The sequence below is a fragment of the Pseudomonas sp. NY15437 genome (genome assembly GCF_048068435.1).
GTDB classification, from domain to species: domain Bacteria; phylum Pseudomonadota; class Gammaproteobacteria; order Pseudomonadales; family Pseudomonadaceae; genus Pseudomonas; species Pseudomonas nitroreducens_B.
The window spans coordinates 53301-72697 of sequence record NZ_JBLUQC010000009.1; the positions used below are offsets into that span (position 1 = coordinate 53301).

Here is a 19397-nt window from a genome sequence, read left to right on the forward strand (position 1 = left end):
TGCCGGGCGCTCTGGCGCCAGGCGCCGTGCCACAGCTGCCCCGGCGGATTTACTCGTCGCGGCCTTCGAGCATGGTGCGCCGCAGCATCACGTAGATGGCGCCGGTGCCGCCGTGGCGCGGCAGGCAGGAGGCGAAGCCGAGCACCTGCGGGTGCTGGCGCAGCCAGGTGTTGACGTGGCTTTTCACCATGGGGCTGCGGCCGTCGATGCGCGCAGCCTTGCCGTGCGTGACGCGGACACAGCGGATTTCGAAGCGGGTGGCCTCGGCGATGAAGTCCCAGAGGGTTTCACGGGCGGTTTCGATCTTCATGCCGTGCAGGTCGAGGCTGCCTTCGAACGCGATCTGGCCAGCCTTGAGCTTGCGCATCTGGCCTTCCTGGACGCCGTCGCGGGCCCAGTAGAGTTCGTCCTCGGGACCGACGTCGATGACGAACTGGTCGGAGAGGCCATCGACGCGAATGTTCTCAGTGCGCACGGTTGCGTTCTGCCGCAGCTCCTTGAGCTGCTTGCGGTCGGCCTTGGGCTTGCCGGTATCGGCCTGGTCCACGGTGATGCGCTTGACGCCGCGCATCTCGCGGGCGAATTGAGAAAAGTCGTCGTCTTGCATGCGCACCTCCTGAAAGAGCCGCGCAGTTTAACGGATCGAACTGGTCCTACGGAAATTCGCCACCTGGCCTGTAGGAGATTAGTCGCGGCGCTTCATCAACCGCGGAGACAGGCTCAGGCCGTCGCGGCCACGGGCGCGGCGGCGCGCAGCGCGCCAGAAGATGATGCCCAGCCACAGGCAGAGCAGGCCGATCACCAGCAGCACCGCGCCGGCACCCGGCTCGATGTGCATCACGCCCACCGCCGGCTGCCGGCGCAGCAGGGCGGCGACACCGGCCATGGCGGAGAGGATGCCGAAGGTGGCAATCACCGCGGCGAGTGCGGCGGCGAAGCGCCAGCGCCAGCGGCCCGGGCGTTTGGGGCGCAGGCTGCGTGGATCGAAATTGTCCGTCATCTTCATCCCGACTTCCTCATCTATATGAACGAGGCTATGACCGGTGGGGATGGGTGGGGTTCCAACCCCAGGGTCGGGAAGTACTGCGAACCCGCAGTGTGAGCGGGTTCGCACACTTTCGCGCCTAAGCTGAGCCTAACCCCGGGCGCTTGTCGCCGCCGTCCGTCGGGACGAATGGCCTCAGACCAGCGCCTGGGCCTGGGCCACCACGGCGGCGAAGTTGTCGCCCAGGGCGGCGATTTCGGCGCGGTGCAGGTCGCGGGCGGCGAGCACGCCACCTTCGGGGGTGGGGATGTCGCGGGTGGCGCAGGCGGCATCCACCAGGGTGCAGCGATAGCCGTAGTCCTTGGCGGCGCGCACGGTGGTGCTGATGCTGGAGTGGGTCATGAAGCCGCAGACGATCAGGTCCAGGCGGCCGCTGGCCTGCAGGCGGTCATGCAGGTCGGTGCCGGCGAAGGCGTTGGGCAGGCGCTTGTCCACCACCACCTCGCCCGGCAGCGGTGCCAGCTCGGGCAGGAAGCGGCCACGCGGGCCCTGCGGGTCGAGCAGGCCGCCGACTACGCCCAGGTGGTGAACGTGGACGATGGGAGTGCCCATGGCCCGGGCCGTCTCCAGCAGCAGGCGAATCTGCGCCACCGCCGCGTCCAGGTCAGGCAGCGCGAGTACGCCGCTGCGGTACTCCTCCTGGGCGTCGATGATCAACAGAGTGCTCTGGCGCAGGGTGGCCGGCGGATATCCGCGCCCACTGATCTGCAGCATGCTGAGCGGATGGGACATGTCTGGACTCCTGTAAATGCATGTTCATTCATTGTGGGCCGTAACGCGTCTGCTGTGAATCTTTGCGAACTCGCGCCAAAGTGGTATTGGCATTCTTTCCCGGAACTGGCTGGAGGCGCCCCAGCGCCTCCCTGCTGAGCTAGAATGCGCCCCTTTTTGCGAGCTGCGAGGACACACTGCCGTGACCGAATCCCGTTTGCTGACCCTGCGTGACCATATCCGCTGGGCCGTGAGCCGCTTCCACGCCGAGGAACTGTTCTTTGGCCACGGTACCGACAACGCCTGGGACGAAGCCCGCCAACTGGTGCTGGGCGCGCTGCACCTGCCCTGGGAAATGGCCGATGCCTACCTGGACTGCCGCCTCGAGGACGAGGAGCGCGAGTACCTGATGCACCTGCTGCGCCGGCGCATCGAGGAGCGCGTGCCCACCGCCTACCTGCTGGGCGAGGCCTGGTTCTGCGGCATGCCCTTCGTGGTGGACGAGCGCGTACTGGTGCCGCGCTCGCCCATCGCCGAACTGATCGAACGCCGCTTCGAGCCCTGGCTCGCGGCGGACCCGGCACGCATCCTCGACCTGTGCACCGGCTCGGGCTGCATCGGCATCGCCTGCGCCAGTGCCTTCCCGGAGGCCGAAGTGGTGCTGGGCGACTTGTCGTTCGATGCGCTGGAAGTGGCCAACATCAATATCGAGCGCCATGAACTGGGCGAGCGCGTCTACACCGTGCAAGGCGACGGCTTCGCCGGCCTGCCGGGCCAGCGGTTCGACCTGATCGTGTCGAACCCGCCCTATGTCGACGCCGAAGACTTCGCCGACATGCCCGCCGAGTACCACCACGAGCCGGCGCTGGGCCTGGCCTGTGGCAACGATGGGCTGGACCTGGTGCGGCGCATGCTGGCCGAGGCCGCGGACCACCTCAGCGAGCGCGGCACGTTGGTGGTGGAAGTGGGCAACAGCCAGGTGCACGTGGCGGCGCTCTATCCGGAAGTGGACTTCACCTGGCTCGACTTCGAATACGGCGGCCACGGGGTGTTTCTGCTCTCGGCGCAGCAGTGCCGCGAGCACCAGGCGCTGTTCAAGTCCCGCGTAAAGGCCTGAATCCGAACCTGTAGGAGCGAGCTTGCTCGCGAACAGTGCTCACCGGCCGCGACGAGACTGGGCGGTTCGCGAGCAAGCTCGCTCCTACGAAAAGCGGCTTCGGGTGGGTTCAGCGCGGGGCTTGGCCAATCGCGGACGAAGTCCGCTCCTACGCGAATTTCTGTGCGGGGCAGCCCTCTCCCTGAAGGAAGAGGGCGCTATCCATGCCGGCTGACACTGTGGTTTCAGCCGGCACCGATCCAGTCCCCTCTCCCTTCGGAGCGGGGCGCGTAGCCAGGGTCAGGGAGAGGGAAATCGCAGGTACAAATAAAGACAGTTGCTCTTACGCGAGGGCGAGCTTTGGGTAGGAGCGGACTTCGTCCGCGATCGCGTGCATGGCACGCTCCTACAGGTGGCGCGTGGTTCGTGTAGAAGCGGGCGGCCCCGCCGATGTGTCGGCGGGGCGATGGCTCAGTGCGTGGCGATCCAGATCAGCAATCCCGCCTGGAACACAGCGAACACCGTCAGGCAGGCGATGGTGAAGCGCAAGCTGGTGTCGTCGCGGCGGAAGGTCTCGATGCGTTGCTCCAGCCGGCGGATTTCGTTGGCTTGGCTGGCAAGGTTCTGGTCGGCCTGTTCCAGCATCGAGCCGGCTTCCAGCAGCGGCAGTATCTGCACCTTGTCCTTGTGCCAGTCGTCGTACAGCTCGCTGACCCGGCCGACGCTATAGCGCGCCTTCAATAGCCGCGAGTCCTCATAGATCACATCGAAGCCCTGGGCGCGCAGGAAGTGGTCGCGGCGTTGCCGGGCCTCTTCGTTGGGCGCGTCCTTCATCGCCAGCGCGCCGCCCTCGACGCGGTAGTGCGACCATTTCTTTTTCGCCCAGGCCACCCCCTGGGCCAGCAGGAAGCGGCCCAGGCCGCGGTTGAGCGGCTCGGTGGCGAAGCCCGAGTCGGCACCGAAGCGCACTTCCTTGTTGCGGTGGTCCGCCCAGACCTCCAGCAGGTTCACCTCCTTGCGCAACACCTGGCCCGGCACCTGAACGCTCAGGCGCAGCAGGCTCTGCTCGGCGTTGTGCCGCTCCACCCGGCCCAGTTGCACGAAGCGCAAGGGCCGCGCGCCGGTAGTGCGGTCGGTGGGCAGCGGCGCCAGGCGCAGCAGGCGATAGTGTTCCGGCGCCAGCTCCGCCCAGGGATGCGGGCGGGCGGCGCTCTCGTCGGCGGCGACGGCGGTCTGTTCGGCTTCGGTCATGGGGATCCACCTCGGGCCTGGCGGGCGTGACCAGGCTTCTTCCGTGGTTTATCGACGCAGCGGCGAATTTCTTGAGACGCTCGCTCCAGATTCCGCCAGCGTGCCACCGGGCAGGGTCTGCGCGTGCCGGATGAACGCCGTGAGTCGCTCCACCAGCTCGCGAGCCAGCGGCAGGTTGGGGTTGTTGTAGGACGCCAGTTGCTGCGGACCGCTGGTCGGAACGATGCGCAGGATGTGGTTCATCCCGGCGATCAGGTGGAAGTCGCTGTCGGGCTTGGCGCGCTGCAACGCCTGGGCGTCCTCGACGCCGACCTGGATGTCGTTGGTGCCCTGCAGGATCTGCGTGGGCAGCTTGAGCGCGGCAAAGGCGCGGGCCGGGTCCTGGCGGAACAGCGAGATCAGGTAGGGCTGCACGCTGGGGCGGAACAGCACCTTCAGCGGCTCCGGCACCCGCGGTTGCAGGCGCCCGGCCTGCAGGCCGTCGATCAGTTGGTCGGCCTGGGCCAGCAGGGGAGGCGGCAGGCGGCCCTGCAATTGCTCGCGCAGCACGTCGCCGATGGGGCGGGCGCTGCCGGCCAGGGACACCAGCGCCTCGGCGTGGGTGTCCGGCGCAGCCAGGCTGGCGATCAGCGCGCCTTCGCTGTGGCCGATGAGGATCTGCCGGCCGAAGCGCGGGTCGTGGGCCAGCCTGTCGCTCCAGGCCACCACGTCGCTGACGTAGGCCTCGACGCTGAGCTCTTCCTCCCGCGGCGCCGCCGGAAGGCTGCGGGCCACGCCGCGCTTGTCGTAGCGCACGCTGGCGATGCCGTTTTCCGCCAGCGCCTCGGCCAGCTTGCGCAGGTAGGCGTTCTGCCCGCCCTCGGGGTTGTTGCCGTCGCGGTCGGTGGGGCCGGAACCGGCGATCAGCAGGGCCACGGGCGGTGGCGTGGCGGTTTGCGGCAGCAGCAGGGTGCCGCGCAGGACGCCATGGCCGGTATCCAGGTCATAGGGGCGTTGCAGGATGCTGGTGGGCGCGGCCTGGGCGAGGGCGGCGATGAACGACAGGCAGAGCAGGGCGAGACGACGCATCGAGGACTTCAGGCAAGGGCTGATGGCGCTTTGATCCTAACGGGGCGCGAAGGTTCGCAGGGCGGATTGACGCAGGTATACTGCTCGGCCTTTTCGAATCCCAGTCTTTTCGCGGAGCCTCGCATGTCCGGCAACACCTACGGCAAGCTGTTCACCGTCACCACCGCTGGCGAAAGCCACGGCCCGGCGCTGGTCGCCATCGTCGACGGCTGCCCGCCCGGCCTGGAGATTTCCCTGGAAGACCTGCAGCGCGACCTGGACCGCCGCAAGCCCGGTACCAGCCGCCACACCACCCAGCGCCAGGAAGCCGACGAGGTGGAAATCCTCTCCGGCGTGTTCGAAGGCAAGACCACCGGCACCCCGATTGGCCTGCTGATCCGCAACACCGACCAGAAGTCCAAGGACTACTCGGCGATCAAGGACCTGTTCCGCCCGGCCCACGCCGACTACACCTACCACCACAAGTACGGTATCCGCGACTACCGTGGCGGCGGCCGTTCCTCGGCGCGGGAGACCGCCATGCGCGTGGCTGCCGGCGCCATCGCCAAGAAAGTGCTGGGGGGCATGGGCATCACGGTGCGCGGCTACATGAGCCAGCTCGGCCCGATCGAAATCCCGTTCAAGACCTGGGACAGCGTGGAAGAAAACGCCTTCTTCAGCCCCGACCCGGACAAGGTGCCTGAGCTGGAGGCCTACATGGACCAGCTGCGCCGCGACCAGGATTCGGTGGGCGCGAAGATCACCGTGGTCGCCGAAGGCGTGCCGCCGGGCCTGGGCGAGCCTATCTTCGACCGCCTGGACGCCGAACTGGCCCACGCGCTGATGAGCATCAACGCGGTGAAGGGCGTGGAAATCGGCGCCGGTTTCGCCAGCGTCGCCCAGCGCGGCACCGAGCACCGCGATGAGCTGACCCCGGCAGGTTTCCTGTCCAACAACGCTGGCGGCATCCTCGGCGGCATTTCCTCCGGCCAGCCGATCGTCGCCCACCTGGCGCTCAAGCCAACCTCCAGCATCACCACCCCCGGCCGCTCCATCGACGTGGACGGCAACCCGGTGGACGTGATCACCAAGGGCCGCCACGACCCGTGCGTGGGTATCCGCGCGACCCCCATCGCCGAGGCGATGATGGCTATCGTGCTGCTCGACCACCTGCTGCGCCACCGCGCACAGAACGCGGATGTGAAGGTCACCACGCCGATTCTCGGCCAGCTCTGAGCCAGAAGCGGCAAGCGCTGAGCCGCCCGGCTCTTCGCCTGCCGCCTCACGCTTGCCGCTTATGCCTGTTCCTTATTGGCGCCTGTCCAGCTTCTACTTCTTCTACTTCTGCCTGCTGGGCGGGACGGCGCCGTTCCTTGCGCTGTATTTCCATCACCTGGGCTTTTCCAGCGCGCGCATCGGCGAGCTGGTCGCCATTCCCATGCTGATGCGCTGCGTGGCGCCGAACCTGTGGGGCTGGCTGGGCGACCGCAGCGGCCAGCGGCTGGCCATCGTGCGCTTTGGCGCGGTGTGCACGGCGCTGTGCTTCGCCGGCATCTTCCTCGGCCATAGCTATGCGTGGCTGGCGCTGGTCATGGCCGGGCATGCGTTCTTCTGGCACGCGGTGCTGCCGCAGTTCGAAGTCATCACCCTGGCGCACCTGCGTGGGCGCACCGAGCGCTACAGCCGTATTCGCCTGTGGGGCTCCATCGGCTTCATCTGCACCGTGGTCGGCCTGGGCAGGTTGTTCGAGTTCGCCAGCCTGGATGCCTACCCGCTGGCGCTGCTGGCGATCATGCTCGGCATCGTCGGTGCCAGCTGGTGGGTGCCCAACGCCCAGCCGCCGGCGCGGCAGGACGAAGCCACCGCCGGCGGCTTGCGCCAGCAACTGCTCAAGCCCGGCGTCCTCGCCTTCTACCTGTGCGTGTGCCTGATGCAGCTGTCCCACGGCCCGTACTACACCTTCCTGACCCTGCACCTGGAATCGCTCGGCTACGCCCGCGGGCTGATCGGCCAGCTCTGGGCATTGGGCGTGGTGGCCGAGGTTCTGCTGTTCCTGGTCATGCCGCGCCTGCTCACGCGCTTCTCCCTTCGCCAGGTGCTGGTGGCAAGCTTCCTCCTGGCGGCCTTGCGCTGGCTGCTGCTGGGCACCCTGGCCGGGCACCTGGGCGTGCTGTTGTTCGCCCAACTGCTGCACGCGGCGACCTTCGGCAGCTTCCACGCGGGCGCCATTCACTTCGTCCAGCGCAGCTTCCAGGCGCGCCAGCAGGGCCAGGGGCAGGCGCTCTACGCCGCGCTGGCCGGCACCGGCGGCGCACTCGGCGCGCTTTACTCCGGCTACAGCTGGGGTAGCCTTGGCCCGGCCTGGACCTTCGCCATTGCCAGCCTTGCCGCGCTGGCGGCCGCTCTCATCATCTGGACCCGTCTGAACGAGGACCCGCATGCACGCCAACCGTGAACAACTGACCCAGCAGATCATCGAGGCCGGACGTTTCCTCTACGGCCGCGGCTGGTCGCCGGCCACCAGCAGCAACTATTCGGCGCGCCTGGCGGCCGACCGCGCACTGCTCACCGTCTCCGGCAAGCACAAGGGCCAGCTCGGCGAGGACGACGTGCTGGAGACCGACCTGGCCGGCAATAGCCTGGAACCGGGCAAGAAGCCGTCCGCGGAAACCCTGCTGCACACCCAGCTCTATGCCTGGCGCCCGGAGATCGGCGCCGTGCTGCACACCCACTCGGTCAACGCCACCGTGCTCTCGCGCCTGACACCCGGCGACTGCCTGGAGCTGGAGGACTACGAATTGCAGAAGGCCTTCGCCGGTGTCACCACCCACGAAGGCCGCGTCACCGTGCCGATCTTCGACAACGACCAGGACATCGCCCGCCTGGCCGCGCAGGTGCAGCCCTGGCTGGAAGCGCATCCGGATTGCCCCGGGTACCTGATCCGTGGTCACGGCCTGTACACTTGGGGGCCACGCATGGCCGATGCCCTGCGCCAGATCGAAGCCTTCGAATTCCTTTTCGAATGCGAACTGAAAGTACTGAGCCTTCGCGGCGGCACACGCTGAGCGAATCCGGCCCGCTTTTGCGGATAAAGCCCAGAAGGATACCGACCATGAGCAGCCTGACCGTCTACCACGAATCCAACCCCGAGCAGCCGCTGAAGCTGCTGACCCACGCCGAGGACATCGCCTCCACCCTGGGCGAGCTGGGCGTGCGCTTCCAGCGCTGGGCGGCCAACGCGCCCATCGCCCCCGGCGCCAGCCAGGAAGAAGTGATCGCCGCCTACCAGCACGAAATCCGCCGCCTGCAGGAAGAGGAGGGCTACGTCACCGTCGACGTGGTCAGCCTGACCGCCGATCACCCGCAGAAGGACGAGTTGCGCGCGAAATTCCTCGACGAGCACCGCCACGGCGAGGACGAGGTACGCTTCTTCGTCGCCGGCCGTGGCCTGTTCACCCTGCACATCGAGGATCACGTTTATGCCGTGCTGTGCGAGAAGAACGACCTGATCTCGGTGCCCGCCGGCACCCGCCACTGGTTCGACATGGGCGAGCGCCCGCACTTCGTCGCCATCCGCCTGTTCAACAACGCCGAGGGCTGGGTCGCGAAGTTCACCGGCGACGAGATCGCCAAGCGGTTTCCGTTGCTGGAAGACTGAAACGCAGCTGTAGGGCATCCCTTGCTCTGCGCTCTTCGTAGGAGCGAGCTTGCTCGCGAACAAGCTCCGCAGCGGAAGCGGTTCGCGAGCAAGCTCGCTCCTACAGGGTCACACCGTCCGCTCGCCGCAGCAGCGGGCATTTGGAGTTCCCATGCCCATCAAAGCCATTCTCACCGACATCGAAGGCACCACCAGCGCGGTCAGCTTCGTCTTCGACGTGCTTTTCCCCTATGCCGCCGCGCACCTGCCGGACTACGTGCGCGAGCACGCCACCGAGCCCGCCGTGGCCGAGCAACTGGCCGCCGTGCGCGCCGACAGCGGCGAGGCGAATGCCGATACCGAGCGCTGCATCGAGATCCTCCTGGGCTGGATCGCCGAGGACCGCAAGGCCACGCCGCTCAAGGCGTTGCAGGGCATGGTCTGGGAGCAGGGCTACCGCGCCGGCCAGCTCAAGGGGCACGTCTACCCCGATGCCGTCGATGCGCTGCGCCACTGGCACGCCGAGGGCTACCAGCTGTACGTCTATTCGTCCGGCTCGATCCAGGCGCAGAAGCTGATCTTCGGCTGTTCCGAGGCTGGCGACCTGTCGCCGCTGTTCTCCGGCTACTTCGACACCACCAGCGGGCCCAAGCGCGAGGCGGCGTCCTACCAGCGCATCGCCGCCGCCATCGGTCTGCCGGGGGAGCAGATTCTCTTCCTGTCCGATGTGGTGCAGGAGCTGGACGCCGCGCAGCAGGCTGGCCTGCAGACCATTGGCCTGGCTCGCGAGGGTGGCGTGCTGGAAGGTCACGACACTGTGGCCAGCTTCGCGGTGATCGACCCGGCGCGGGTCTGAAGCCATGCCCGTGCCAATGCGGCGCGGGCGGCTATGCTGATCAGACCTCAATCATCCAAAGGGATTTTCTACATGGGTTCGACCCTGAGTGGCCTGATCAGTCTGATCATCTTCGCCCTGGATATCTGGGCGATCATCAACGTGGTGAAAAGCAACGCCGAGATGGGGCTGAAGATCATCTGGATTCTGGTGATCGTCATCCTGCCGGTGCTGGGCCTGATCATCTGGGCCGTCGCCGGGCCGCGGGGGAATGTGAGGGGCTAACGCCTTGTAGGAGCGGGCCATGCCCGCGATCCCCCGGCAGGGCGGCGTTTGTCCTGGCTCCAAAGGTGGAGGTTCTTTCTGCTTCAGCTTGGGTATTTCAGCGCTGCTTCGGCGTGCGCTGGGATCTCTGGTTTCGCCCCCTCGGGCGAGTCACTTTGCCAAACGACGCAAAGTAACCAAAGGTCTTGCCCCGGACATCCGGTTTTTCGCTTAGGCGAAAAATTCCCTCGTTGAAGGGGCGTTTCAGGGGCACGCTGCGAAGGGCCATCCCTGGCCCATCGCAGCTCTCGCGGCATCCATGCCGCTCAATCCCTGAAACTCCGCTTCCACTCGGCCTCCTGAACGGGGCGTTCGGAGTGTGCGGGTATTTCTCTGGAAGTCTTACGAAGCCAAACCGGAGGCATGGGCTTCTTGCAGGAGCGAGCTTGCTCGCGAACCGCACGGCATGGTCATGCCCGTAGGAGCGGACCTTGTCCGCGAAATCCCGCCGACCGCACCTCAACGCCCGGCCGCCGCTCAATCGAACCGATAATGCATCCGCACGCACCCCGGCTCGATGACCTTGGCCGACAGCAATGTCGGCGACGCTCGCAGCCCGGTGGCGGGGAACAGCGGATGACAGCCGCCGATGATCTCCGGCATCACGTAGATCTCCAGCTCATCGAGCGCCCCGCGCTCCAGGAAGGCCATCTGCAGTTGGCCGCCGCCGAGCATCCACACATCGCCATCGTCCAGCGCACGCAGTTCGGTGATCAGCGCGTCGAGATCGCTGCGGGTTTCCAGCGGGCCTTTCGGTTCGTCGATAGGGTGAGACGTCACCACCAGCACCCGCTGCTTGCCGTAGGGCCAGGGGTTGGGGTCGCCAGCGAGGAAGTCGTAAGTCGCGCGGCCCATGACCACGGTGCGGATGCGCTCAAGGAACAGGTTGTAGTCGTGTTCGCCCAATTGCAGCTGGTCGTGCTTGAACAGCCAGTCCAGACCGTGCTGCGGGGTGGCGATGAAGCCGTCGAGGCTGCTGGCGATGTAGCCGAGAATCGCCATGGGGTGTCTCCTGGATGAGTGCTGTGCCAATATATAAATGAACGTTCATTTATAAAAGAGGGCAGCATGGCTCGAACCCGGACGGTCAGCGACGAAGCGATACTCGACGCCGCCATGGCGCTCATGGTGCGCGAAGGGCCGGAGGCAGTGACGTTCGCGGCGGTAGGGCGTGAGGTCGGGCTGTCCGCCGCCACGCTGGTGCAGCGGCACGCGACCAAGGCGGAATTCCTGCGCGCGGTGCTGTTGCGTGCCTGGGATCGGCTGGATGAACAGACCGCACAGCTCGACGCGAGCGCCGAGCTGAGCCCGGAAGGCGCGGTGCAGATGCTGGTGGCGATGTTCCCGGTGGGCGAGGGCGAGACGGATTTTGCGCAGGGCCTGCTGATCCTGCGCGAGGACATGCGCGACGCAGCGTTGCGCGAGCGCGGTGCGCAGTGGGGCGTGACGCTGGCCCAGGCGTTGGGGCGGCGATTGAGCGACGACCCGCAGCGCCAACCGATACTGGGGCGCTTGATGGCCAGCCAGTGGCAGGGCGCCCAGATATGGTGGGCCTTCGAGCGCCAGGGCGACCCCGCCGGCGTTATCGGCGCGGAGCTGCGACGCTGGTGCGAACTGGTGCTGAAGGCCGAAAGGGTTGCCGGATAAGTGTTCGTGGGGGACACTCGCCAGATGCATTACTGCCTGATCGACACCGACCTCGGCTGGTTCGGGCTCGCCTGGAGCCCGCACGGAATCACGCGCGCCTACCTGCCGGGCGATCCGGTACACAGCCTGCGCGAGCGCTTCGACAGGTTCGCCAGCGAAACCGCGCACTGGCCGGCGTTCATCGACGAGGCGCGGCAGTTGATCCTGGGGTACGCGCGGGGCGAGGCGGTGTGCTTCGACACGCTGCCGCTGGATCTCTCCGCCGTCAGTGATTTCCACCGTCGCGTCTACGCCGACATCCTGCAACTGGGGCGCGGCGAAACCACGACCTATGGCGAGATCGCCCGGCGCCTGGGCGACGTTGGCTTGTCCCGCGCGGTCGGGCAGGCGATGGGCAGTAATCCGATCCCGTTGATCATCCCCTGTCACCGTGTGCTCGCCAGCGGCGGCAAGACCGGCGGCTTCTCTGCGCCCGGCGGCGGTACCTCGAAAATGCGCATGCTGGCGCTGGAAGGCTACGAGGACCCGCAGGCGGCGCAGGCCACCTTCGACTTCTAGGCTGGCTCCAGCGCGCCCTCCAGGCGCAGCAGCAGCTCCTTGCGCGGCAATCCGCCGGCATAGCCGGTGAGGCTGCCGTTGCTGCCGATCACCCGATGGCAGGGCACGATGATGCTGATCGGGTTGGCGCCGTTGGCCGCCCCCACCGCGCGGATCGCCGTGGGCCGGCCGATGCGCCGGGCGAGTTCCGCGTAGACGGTGGTATAGCCATAGGGGATATCCACCAGCGCCTGCCAGACCTGACGCTGGAACGTGGTGCCGCCGGTGTTCAGGCGCACGTCGAAGCGCCGCCGCTTGCCGGCGAAATACTCGTCCAGTTGGCGCGCCACCTCGTCCAGCAGCGGGCTGCCCTCGCGCCAGTCCGGCTCGGGGTAGTGGCGGGTCTCCAGGTCCATGTAGAGCATGCGCAGGCCGCCTTCGTCGCCGGCCAGCAGCAGGCGCCCGGTGGGGCTGTCGTGGTAGCGGTAGTGCATGCTCATCCTCCGGTGCGGCCCGCCTGGGAGTAGGCGTGCCAGAGATAGACGGCGGCGTAGGCCCGCCAGGGCCGCCAGGCTTCGGCGCGGCGTTGCAACTCGCGGGCGGTGATGCCGTCGCTGCCCCAGACCGGCGATTTGAGCAGGCCCAAGTCGGCGGCGGGGAAGGCGTCCGGATCGCCGAAGGCGCGCAGGGCGACGTACTCGGCGGTCCACGGGCCGATGCCGGGGAGGGCGCAGAGGCGCTTCACCAGGTCGTCGGCGCCGTCGTCGACGTGCAGCGCCAGCGCGCCGCTGGCGCAGGCGGCGGCGAAGCGCTGCAGGGTTTCCACGCGCTTGCCGGGCATGCCGATGCCGGCGAGGTCGGCGTCGGCCAGCGCCGCCGGTGTGGGGAAGAGGCGGGTGGGCTGGCCGTCCACCGCGCCCGGCAGCGCTTCGCCCAGGCGCTGCACCAGCCGCCCGACGATGGTCACCGCGGCTTTTACCGTGACCTGCTGGCCGACGATGGCGCGCACGGCCTGTTCGAACGGATCGAAGGCGGTGGGCAGGCGCAGGCCGGGGGCTTGCTGCAGAAGGGGGCCGAGTACCGCGTCGTCGCCCAGGTGGTCGGCGATCACCGCGGGGTTGCTGTCCAGGTCGAACATCTTGCGCACCCGCGCCGTCAGCGCCTCGACATGGGCGGCCGGCAGGTGCAGTTCGAGTTCCAGTTCGGCGCTGCCCTCCAGCGGTGCAACGCTGAACCAGCCGCACTCCGCGCCCAGCCGCACGCTGCGGGCGTAGCGCCGGGGCGACAGGCACTCGACGCCGGCCAGGCTGCGCAGGGCGAAGTGGTCGTGGAACTGCTGCCAGTCCCACGGGGCGTGGTAGGGCAGGCGGATGAGGCGGGAATCGAGGGCAGTATTCGTCATGCAGCGACCTTACCTGTTGCGCGCTGGGCTGTCGTCCCGCGTCTGGCTTTCAAACCCCAGCGGGAACCCTGCTTTATCGGAAAGCACCGACGGCAGGGTTCGACCTGTCATCGTCCGGCACGTAGAATGCGCGCCTCTTTCGGGGCGGCGCGGCCGTCCCCTCCTAGTGTCTTGTCCCGACGGGAGCCCATTGCATGCACGATTACCAGGAAACCCTCTACGACGGCTATGGCCAGCGATTCAGCGTCGACAGGATGCTCCACGAGGTGCGCACCGAGCACCAGCACCTGGTGATCTTCGAGAATGCGCGCATGGGCCGGGTGATGGCGCTGGACGGCGTCATCCAGACCACCGAAGCCGACGAATTCATCTACCACGAGATGCTCACCCACGTGCCGATCCTCGCCCATGGCGCTGCCAAGCGCGTGCTGATCATCGGCGGCGGCGACGGCGGCATGCTGCGTGAAGTGGCCAAGCATGCCAGCGTCGAGCACATCACCATGGTGGAGATCGATGGCACCGTGGTCGACATGTGCAAGGAGTTCCTGCCCAACCACTCCCAGGGCGCCTTCGACGATGCCCGGTTGAACCTGGTGATCGACGACGGCATGCGCTTCGTCGCCACCACCACAGAGAAGTTCGACGTCATCATCTCCGACTCCACCGACCCGATCGGCCCGGGCGAGGTGCTGTTCTCGGAGAACTTCTACCAGGCCTGCCATCGCTGCCTGAACGACGGCGGCGTGCTGGTGACCCAGAACGGCACGCCCTTCATGCAGCTGGACACCGTGCGCAACACCGCTGGCCGCATGAACGGCCTGTTCGCCGACTGGCACTTCTACCAGGCGGCCGTGCCGACCTACATCGGCGGCTCGATGACCTTCGCCTGGGGCTCGACCCACCCGGCGCTGCGCCAGGTCGACGTGGGCACCCTGGCCCAGCGTTTTGCCGCCAGCGGCATCCAGACCCGCTACTACAACCCCGCCATCCACCAGGGCGCCTTCGCCCTGCCGCAGTACGTGCTGCAAGCCATCGGCAAGCCGGCCAACGACTGATCGGGGGAGGGCGCCGCGCCGTCGCCTGGCGGCGCGGCCCACCACGCGCCCTCGCTCGCTCCGCGACATTTTCTTCACGCCCCGCCCTGCACCATGGCCGCCCTCAGGCGGTGCAGTGCCGCGCCGGTTCTCGTTCGCATCATCTCGAAACGATTCCCCGGCCAGGCTTAAGGTCTGCTTAAGCGGCACACAATAGAATGCGCCGCCGCTGCTTTTGCGGTGTAATGCCGCAGCCTTTTCGCGCTCGCGCGGGCAACCCCTGCTGCCCGGCCATGGCGATGCGCCTTCGAACCCGAAACGTTCACAACGGAACCAAGACATGGGCCAATCAGAAGTCCTGACCAACCGCCAGACCGGTGCAAGCCTCACGCGGCCCACCGTGTCCAGCCACCTGGCGTTCACCGCGCTCAGCGTCGTCGCGCTGATGGCGATGTTCTCCCTGCTGCGCCTTGCGCTGTTCATCTACAACCGCGAGCTGATCGGCAACACCCCGGCCTCCACCTTCGTCGAGGCGTTCCTCACCGGCATGCGCTTCGACATCCGCGCCGTGGTCTACATCGTCGCTCCGCTGGTCTTCGCGGTCGTCAGCGTGCGCGCCATGGGCTGGCGCTGGCTGTGGAAAACCTGGCTGACCATCGCCGCGAGCATCACGCTGTTCCTGGGCGTGCTGGAGATGGACTTCTACCGCGAGTTCCACCAGCGCCTGAACAGCCTGGTGTTCCAGTACATGTCAGAAGACCCGAAGACGGTCATGAGCATGATCTGGTACGGCTATCCGGTGGTCCGCTACCTGCTGGCCTGGGCCATCGCCACCTGGCTGCTGTACCTGCTGTTCCGTGGCATCGACCGCGCCACCCGCCCGGCCGCCAGCGGTCCGTCGGCCGCTGCCTGGTACCTGCGCGTGGCGGCGCTGCTGGTGCTGATCGCACTGTGCGTGGTCGCCGCCCGCGGCACCCTGCGCCAGGGCCCGCCGCTGCGCTGGGGCGATGCCTTCACCACCGACTCGCAGTTCGCCAACCAGCTCGGCCTGAACGGTACCCTGAGCCTGATCAAGGCCGCCGAGAGCCGCTTCTCCGAAGACCGCGACAACATCTGGAAATCCACCCTGCCGCAGGACCAGGCCCTGGCCACCGTGCGCAAGATGCTGGTGATGCCGGACGACAAGCTGGTCGACGCCGATGACGCGCCGGTTCGCCGCGACTACACGCCGCCGGCCGATGGCACCCTGCCGGTGAAGAACGTCGTGGTGATCCTGATGGAAAGCTTCGCCGGTCACTACGTCGGCGCGCTGGGCGCTCCGGGTAACATCACCCCGTCCTTCGACAAGCTGGCGAAGGAGGGGCTGCTGTTCACCCAGTACTTCTCCAACGGCACCCACACTCACCAGGGCATGTTCGCCACCATGGCGTGCTTCCCCAACCTGCCGGGCTTCGAGTACCTGATGCAGACGCCCGAAGGCGGCCACAAGTTCTCCGGCCTGCCGCAGTTGCTGTCGGCACGCAAGTTCGAGGACGTCTACGTCTATAACGGCGACTTCGCCTGGGACAACCAGTCCGGCTTCTTCGCCAACCAGGGCATGACCTCCTTCATCGGCCGTAACGACTTCGTCAATCCGGTGTTCTCCGACCCGACCTGGGGGGTGTCCGACCAGGACATGTTCGCCCGCGGCAACGAAGAACTGGACAAGCTGCACGCCACCGGCAAGCCGTTCTATGCGCTGCTGCAGACGCTGTCCAACCATGTGCCCTACGCGCTGCCCAAGGATCTGCCGGTACAGCCGGTGACCGGCTACGGCAGCCTGGACGAGCACCTGACGGCCATGCGCTACTCCGATTGGTCGCTGGGCCAGTTCTTCGAGAAGGCCAAGAAGTCGCCGTACTACAAGGACACCATCTTCGTCGTCGTCGGCGACCACGGCTTCGGTACCCCCGAGCAACTGACCGAGATGGACCTGTTCCGCTTCAACGTGCCGCTGCTGATCATCGCTCCCGGCATCCAGGAGAAGTTCGGTGCTACCCGCGACACCGTCGGCACCCAGATCGACATCGTGCCGACCATCATGGGCCGCCTGGGCGGCGAGGCCCGCCACCAGTGCTGGGGCCGCGATCTGCTGAACCTGCCTGAAGGCGACAAGGGCTTCGGCATGATCAAACCGTCGGGCAGTGGCCAGGACGTGGCGCTGGTCTATGGCAATCGCATCCTGATCAAGCCCAAGGAAGGCGACATCCGCGTCTATGACTACAAGCTCGGCAAGGACTTCGGCGCGACTCGCGTCCAGGACACCCCGGAGCAGTCGGAAATGAAGGGCCGCCTGGAATCCTTCATCCAGACCGCCACCCAGGCCCTGCTGGACAACAAGACCGGCGTGGTCGACGGCAAGCCCGACGTGAAGTGATCGAGCGGTAAGTGAAAAGGGGCCTGCGGGCCCCTTTTTCATTCCCGAGGATTGATTGATGTATCGTTCTTGCAACGACACATTGGCGCCGTACGGTTGTTGAGCGAGCTCGCTACGATGGGCTGCTGCCTCAGCGCTGTACACCACTCCAGATCTGGCTCTCAGGATTTCGCCCGAGGGGGCGAAACATGGAGTCCGCTCGTACGCCAAAGCGGCGCTGGGACACCCACGCCGAAGCAGGAAATCTGTCCCTTGATATCGGCGCACACGCCGGTCCTACCGGCGGTTCGCGGGCATGGCCCGCTCCTACAGGGTGCATGCCAGACGCTGCGGAGCGGCGGAAAAAATGGTTAAAGCAAGTTATAAAGTAAGACGATATCGATCTAATGAATTATAAGAAAACTCGTTATCCTGCCGCCCACACCACGAGGTGATCAGTTTCGCCAGTCAGGACGCGTAGATGGATGTTGGCAATATCGGTTTCGTAGTCGCGGGTCTTGTCGTTGGCTTTATCGTTGGAATGACCGGTGTCGGCGGCGGCTCGCTGATGACGCCGATCCTGCTCTGGTTCGGTATCAACCCCGCTGCCGCGGTGGGCACCGACCTGCTCTATGCCGCCATCACCAAGTCCGGCGGCGTCCTGGTTCACCGCAAGAACGACAACATCGACTGGCGCATCACCGGCTGGCTGGCCCTGGGCAGTGTTCCGGCGGCGGCGCTGACGCTGCTGTTCCTCCACAGCCTGCACGCCGATACCGCAACGATGAACGCGGTGATCAAGAACGCCCTGGGCGTCGTGCTGCTGCTCACTGCGCTGGCCGTGCTGTTCAAGAAGCAGGTGCTGGCCTTCGCCCAGCGCCATGCGGGCGACAGCTTCCACTTCAGCGGCCCGAAGCTGAACGCGCTGACGGTCGTCACCGGCGCCATCCTCGGCGCGATGGTCGCGTTGACCTCCATCGGCGCCGGCGCGCTGGGCACCGTGGCCCTGTTCATCCTCTATCCGTTCCTCGCCACCCGGCGCCTGGTGGGCACCGAGATCGCCCACGCCGTACCGCTCACCCTGGTCGCCGGCCTCGGCCACGCCAGCATGGGCAACATGGACTGGGGCCTCCTGGGCTACCTGCTGATGGGCTCGCTGCCGGGCATCTACATCGGCAGCCATCTGGCCGGCCGCATCCCCGACGGCGTGTTGCGCCCGTGCCTGGCGGTAATGCTGGCCATGATCGGCTACAAGCTGGTCTTCTAAGCGCCGGTTTCCCAGAGCGCTCAGCCGCGGCGGAAACGCCCCGGCGTCACGCCTTTCCAGCGGCGGAAGGCGTGGATGAAGTTCGACACCTCGCCATAGCCGAGCCGCTCGGCAATCTCCTCCAGACGAATCGCCCCGGTGGCCAGCAACTCCTCGGCCAGCGCCTGGCGCACCTCATCGAGCAGGGCGCGATAACTGCTGCCCTCGGCTTCCAGCCGGCGGCGCAGCGTGCGCGAGGTCATGTGCAGCTCGTTCGCCAGTTGCTCCATGTCCGGCAGGCGTCCCGGCGTGCCCAGCAGACGATCGCGGATCAGCCCGGACAGCCCGGTGCGCACCTGACGCCGGGCGAGCAGGGCGCGGCATTGCTCCTCGCAGCGTCGCGCCACTTCCGGGTTGGCGCCGGGCAGTGGCATGTCGAGGATGCGGCTGTCGAAGACGATGCGGTTTTCCGCCTGCCCATAGAGCGGCATTACCCCCAGGTGCTCGATGTAGGGCGAAAGGTCGGCTGGCGCCTCGCGGCGGAACAGCGCCTGGCGGATCGGCGGCGGCTGGTTGGTCAGGTCGCGCTGGATGCGCAGCACGCCGCCGCCGTCGCGGTCGATGAGAAAGTCGCGCAGGTCTTCCGGCACCGCCGAATCGTCCAGCACCAGGTGCGCCTCGCCGTCGTGTTCCTCCAGCGTCATGCGGTGGAAGGCGTAGGTCAGGTCGAGGTAGCGCAGGCCCAGGTGCGCGGCGCTGAGGAAGGTCGAGCTGCTGAGCAGGGCGAAGCCCCAGATGCCATAGGTATTGAGGTGATAGCGGAGGCCGGCCTTGAGGCCGATGCCGGGGCGCTGGCCGATCTGCCGCTGGATATTGCGCAGCAGCGCCAGCTCCTGGCTGGCTTCCACCTCGGCGCCGGGGTCGGCGAGCACGCCGATGTCCAGTCCGGTGCCGTCCAGGCACTGCTCCAGGGTCATGCCGTGGTCGAGGCCGAACTGGGTCATGAGCTGCACGCTGATGGCGCTGCGCCGGGGCGACCAGGGCGGGGTGGCAGGCATCGGGACCTCGGATGGCAGGGTGACCGAAAATCAGGGGTGACCGAAAGTCACAATTTTATGTCCGACTATGCCATAACCCTGGGTGGGAAGTCGCACTAGGATGTCGTCATCCGCCGCCGTGCGGACTTCAGA

General features: G+C 66.9%; 21 protein-coding genes. 12 read left to right on the forward strand and 9 right to left on the reverse strand.

The features are described 5' to 3' along the window. Window positions 1-49: 49 nt before the first annotated feature. The 3 genes from ACNFIA_RS20140 to ACNFIA_RS20150 form a co-directional block, all read right to left on the reverse strand. A complete protein-coding gene (locus tag ACNFIA_RS20140; protein WP_259754083.1) occupies window positions 50-607 on the reverse strand; it encodes a Smr/MutS family protein in 558 nt (185 codons plus the stop codon). A 78-nt stretch (window positions 608-685) separates the two neighbouring features. Beyond that, a complete protein-coding gene (locus ACNFIA_RS20145; RefSeq protein ID WP_259754084.1) occupies window positions 686-1006 on the reverse strand; it encodes a hypothetical protein in 321 nt (106 codons plus the stop codon). 174 nt (window positions 1007-1180) lie between these two features. Continuing rightward, window positions 1181-1777, reverse strand: coding sequence for a cysteine hydrolase family protein (locus ACNFIA_RS20150; RefSeq protein WP_259754085.1), 597 nt, complete (start codon window positions 1775-1777; stop codon window positions 1181-1183). A gap of 181 nt (window positions 1778-1958) precedes the next feature. On the opposite strand from ACNFIA_RS20150, the gene prmB reads away from it, so the two are divergent. Further along, window positions 1959-2873: a 50S ribosomal protein L3 N(5)-glutamine methyltransferase gene (gene prmB / locus ACNFIA_RS20155; protein ID WP_416788098.1), complete on the forward strand. Its 915-nt coding sequence runs from the start codon at window positions 1959-1961 to the stop codon at window positions 2871-2873. A 450-nt stretch (window positions 2874-3323) separates the two neighbouring features. Here the strand turns inward: prmB and ACNFIA_RS20160 are convergent, their stop codons facing one another. Both ACNFIA_RS20160 and ACNFIA_RS20165 read right to left on the reverse strand, forming a co-directional pair. After that, window positions 3324-4103, reverse strand: a complete 780-nt coding sequence (locus ACNFIA_RS20160; protein ID WP_259754087.1) for a hypothetical protein — start codon at window positions 4101-4103, stop codon at window positions 3324-3326. Window positions 4104-4151: 48 nt separating this feature from the next. Then, window positions 4152-5171: an alpha/beta hydrolase gene (locus ACNFIA_RS20165; protein ID WP_416788100.1), complete on the reverse strand. Its 1020-nt coding sequence runs from the start codon at window positions 5169-5171 to the stop codon at window positions 4152-4154. A 123-nt stretch (window positions 5172-5294) separates the two neighbouring features. On the opposite strand from ACNFIA_RS20165, the gene aroC reads away from it, so the two are divergent. The 6 genes from aroC to ACNFIA_RS20195 all read left to right on the forward strand — a co-directional run bounded on the left by aroC (window position 5295) and on the right by ACNFIA_RS20195 (window position 9907). Further along, window positions 5295-6386 (forward strand): chorismate synthase, encoded by a 1092-nt coding sequence (gene aroC / locus ACNFIA_RS20170; RefSeq protein ID WP_416788102.1) that lies wholly within the window; start codon window positions 5295-5297, stop codon window positions 6384-6386. Window positions 6387-6447: 61 nt separating this feature from the next. Then, the gene (locus ACNFIA_RS20175; RefSeq protein WP_416788103.1) at window positions 6448-7605 is read left to right on the forward strand and encodes an MFS transporter; all 1158 of its coding nucleotides are present in this window, start codon (window positions 6448-6450) and stop codon (window positions 7603-7605) included. Then, window positions 7589-8215: a methylthioribulose 1-phosphate dehydratase gene (locus ACNFIA_RS20180; RefSeq protein WP_416788105.1), complete on the forward strand. Its 627-nt coding sequence runs from the start codon at window positions 7589-7591 to the stop codon at window positions 8213-8215. The genes ACNFIA_RS20175 and ACNFIA_RS20180 overlap by 17 nt, the downstream gene beginning before the upstream one ends. A gap of 47 nt (window positions 8216-8262) precedes the next feature. Then, on the forward strand, window positions 8263-8808 hold the full coding sequence (locus ACNFIA_RS20185; RefSeq protein ID WP_416788107.1) for a 1,2-dihydroxy-3-keto-5-methylthiopentene dioxygenase: 546 nt from the start codon (window positions 8263-8265) through the stop codon (window positions 8806-8808). 151 nt (window positions 8809-8959) lie between these two features. After that, window positions 8960-9643 (forward strand): acireductone synthase, encoded by a 684-nt coding sequence (gene mtnC, locus ACNFIA_RS20190; protein WP_416788109.1) that lies wholly within the window; start codon window positions 8960-8962, stop codon window positions 9641-9643. 72 nt (window positions 9644-9715) lie between these two features. Beyond that, window positions 9716-9907 (forward strand): PLDc N-terminal domain-containing protein, encoded by a 192-nt coding sequence (locus ACNFIA_RS20195; protein WP_416788111.1) that lies wholly within the window; start codon window positions 9716-9718, stop codon window positions 9905-9907. Between the two features lie 516 nt (window positions 9908-10423). On the opposite strand, the gene ACNFIA_RS20200 is transcribed toward ACNFIA_RS20195, so the two are convergent. Continuing rightward, window positions 10424-10948: a dihydrofolate reductase family protein gene (locus tag ACNFIA_RS20200; RefSeq protein ID WP_416788113.1), complete on the reverse strand. Its 525-nt coding sequence runs from the start codon at window positions 10946-10948 to the stop codon at window positions 10424-10426. Window positions 10949-11014: 66 nt separating this feature from the next. Between ACNFIA_RS20200 and ACNFIA_RS20205 the strand changes: the two genes are divergently transcribed. Further along, entirely contained in the window at window positions 11015-11593 is a 579-nt protein-coding gene (locus ACNFIA_RS20205; RefSeq protein ID WP_416788115.1) for a TetR/AcrR family transcriptional regulator, read from the forward strand. Window positions 11594-11599: 6 nt separating this feature from the next. Continuing rightward, entirely contained in the window at window positions 11600-12151 is a 552-nt protein-coding gene (locus ACNFIA_RS20210) for a methylated-DNA--[protein]-cysteine S-methyltransferase (protein WP_416788117.1), read from the forward strand. Here the strand turns inward: ACNFIA_RS20210 and ACNFIA_RS20215 are convergent. Together ACNFIA_RS20215 and ACNFIA_RS20220 are read right to left on the reverse strand one after the other, a co-directional pair. Beyond that, window positions 12148-12624, reverse strand: coding sequence for a methylated-DNA--[protein]-cysteine S-methyltransferase (locus ACNFIA_RS20215; protein WP_416788119.1), 477 nt, complete (start codon window positions 12622-12624; stop codon window positions 12148-12150). The two genes, ACNFIA_RS20210 and ACNFIA_RS20215, sit on opposite strands and share 4 nt — an antisense overlap. Before the next feature lie 2 nt (window positions 12625-12626). After that, window positions 12627-13532: a DNA-3-methyladenine glycosylase family protein gene (locus ACNFIA_RS20220; RefSeq protein WP_416788121.1), complete on the reverse strand. Its 906-nt coding sequence runs from the start codon at window positions 13530-13532 to the stop codon at window positions 12627-12629. A gap of 194 nt (window positions 13533-13726) precedes the next feature. On the opposite strand from ACNFIA_RS20220, the gene speE reads away from it, so the two are divergent. The 3 genes from speE (at window position 13727) to ACNFIA_RS20235 (ending at window position 18228) form a co-directional block, all read left to right on the forward strand. Next, window positions 13727-14587, forward strand: coding sequence for a polyamine aminopropyltransferase (gene speE / locus ACNFIA_RS20225; protein WP_416788123.1), 861 nt, complete (start codon window positions 13727-13729; stop codon window positions 14585-14587). Between the two features lie 319 nt (window positions 14588-14906). After that, entirely contained in the window at window positions 14907-16982 is a 2076-nt protein-coding gene (locus ACNFIA_RS20230) for an LTA synthase family protein (protein WP_416788125.1), read from the forward strand. Window positions 16983-17442: 460 nt separating this feature from the next. Further along, on the forward strand, window positions 17443-18228 hold the full coding sequence (locus tag ACNFIA_RS20235; protein WP_259754104.1) for a sulfite exporter TauE/SafE family protein: 786 nt from the start codon (window positions 17443-17445) through the stop codon (window positions 18226-18228). A gap of 20 nt (window positions 18229-18248) precedes the next feature. Here ACNFIA_RS20235 and ACNFIA_RS20240 read toward each other — a convergent pair whose 3' ends face one another. Further along, window positions 18249-19265, reverse strand: coding sequence for an AraC family transcriptional regulator (locus tag ACNFIA_RS20240; protein WP_416788127.1), 1017 nt, complete (start codon window positions 19263-19265; stop codon window positions 18249-18251). Between the last annotated feature and the right edge of the window lie 132 nt (window positions 19266-19397).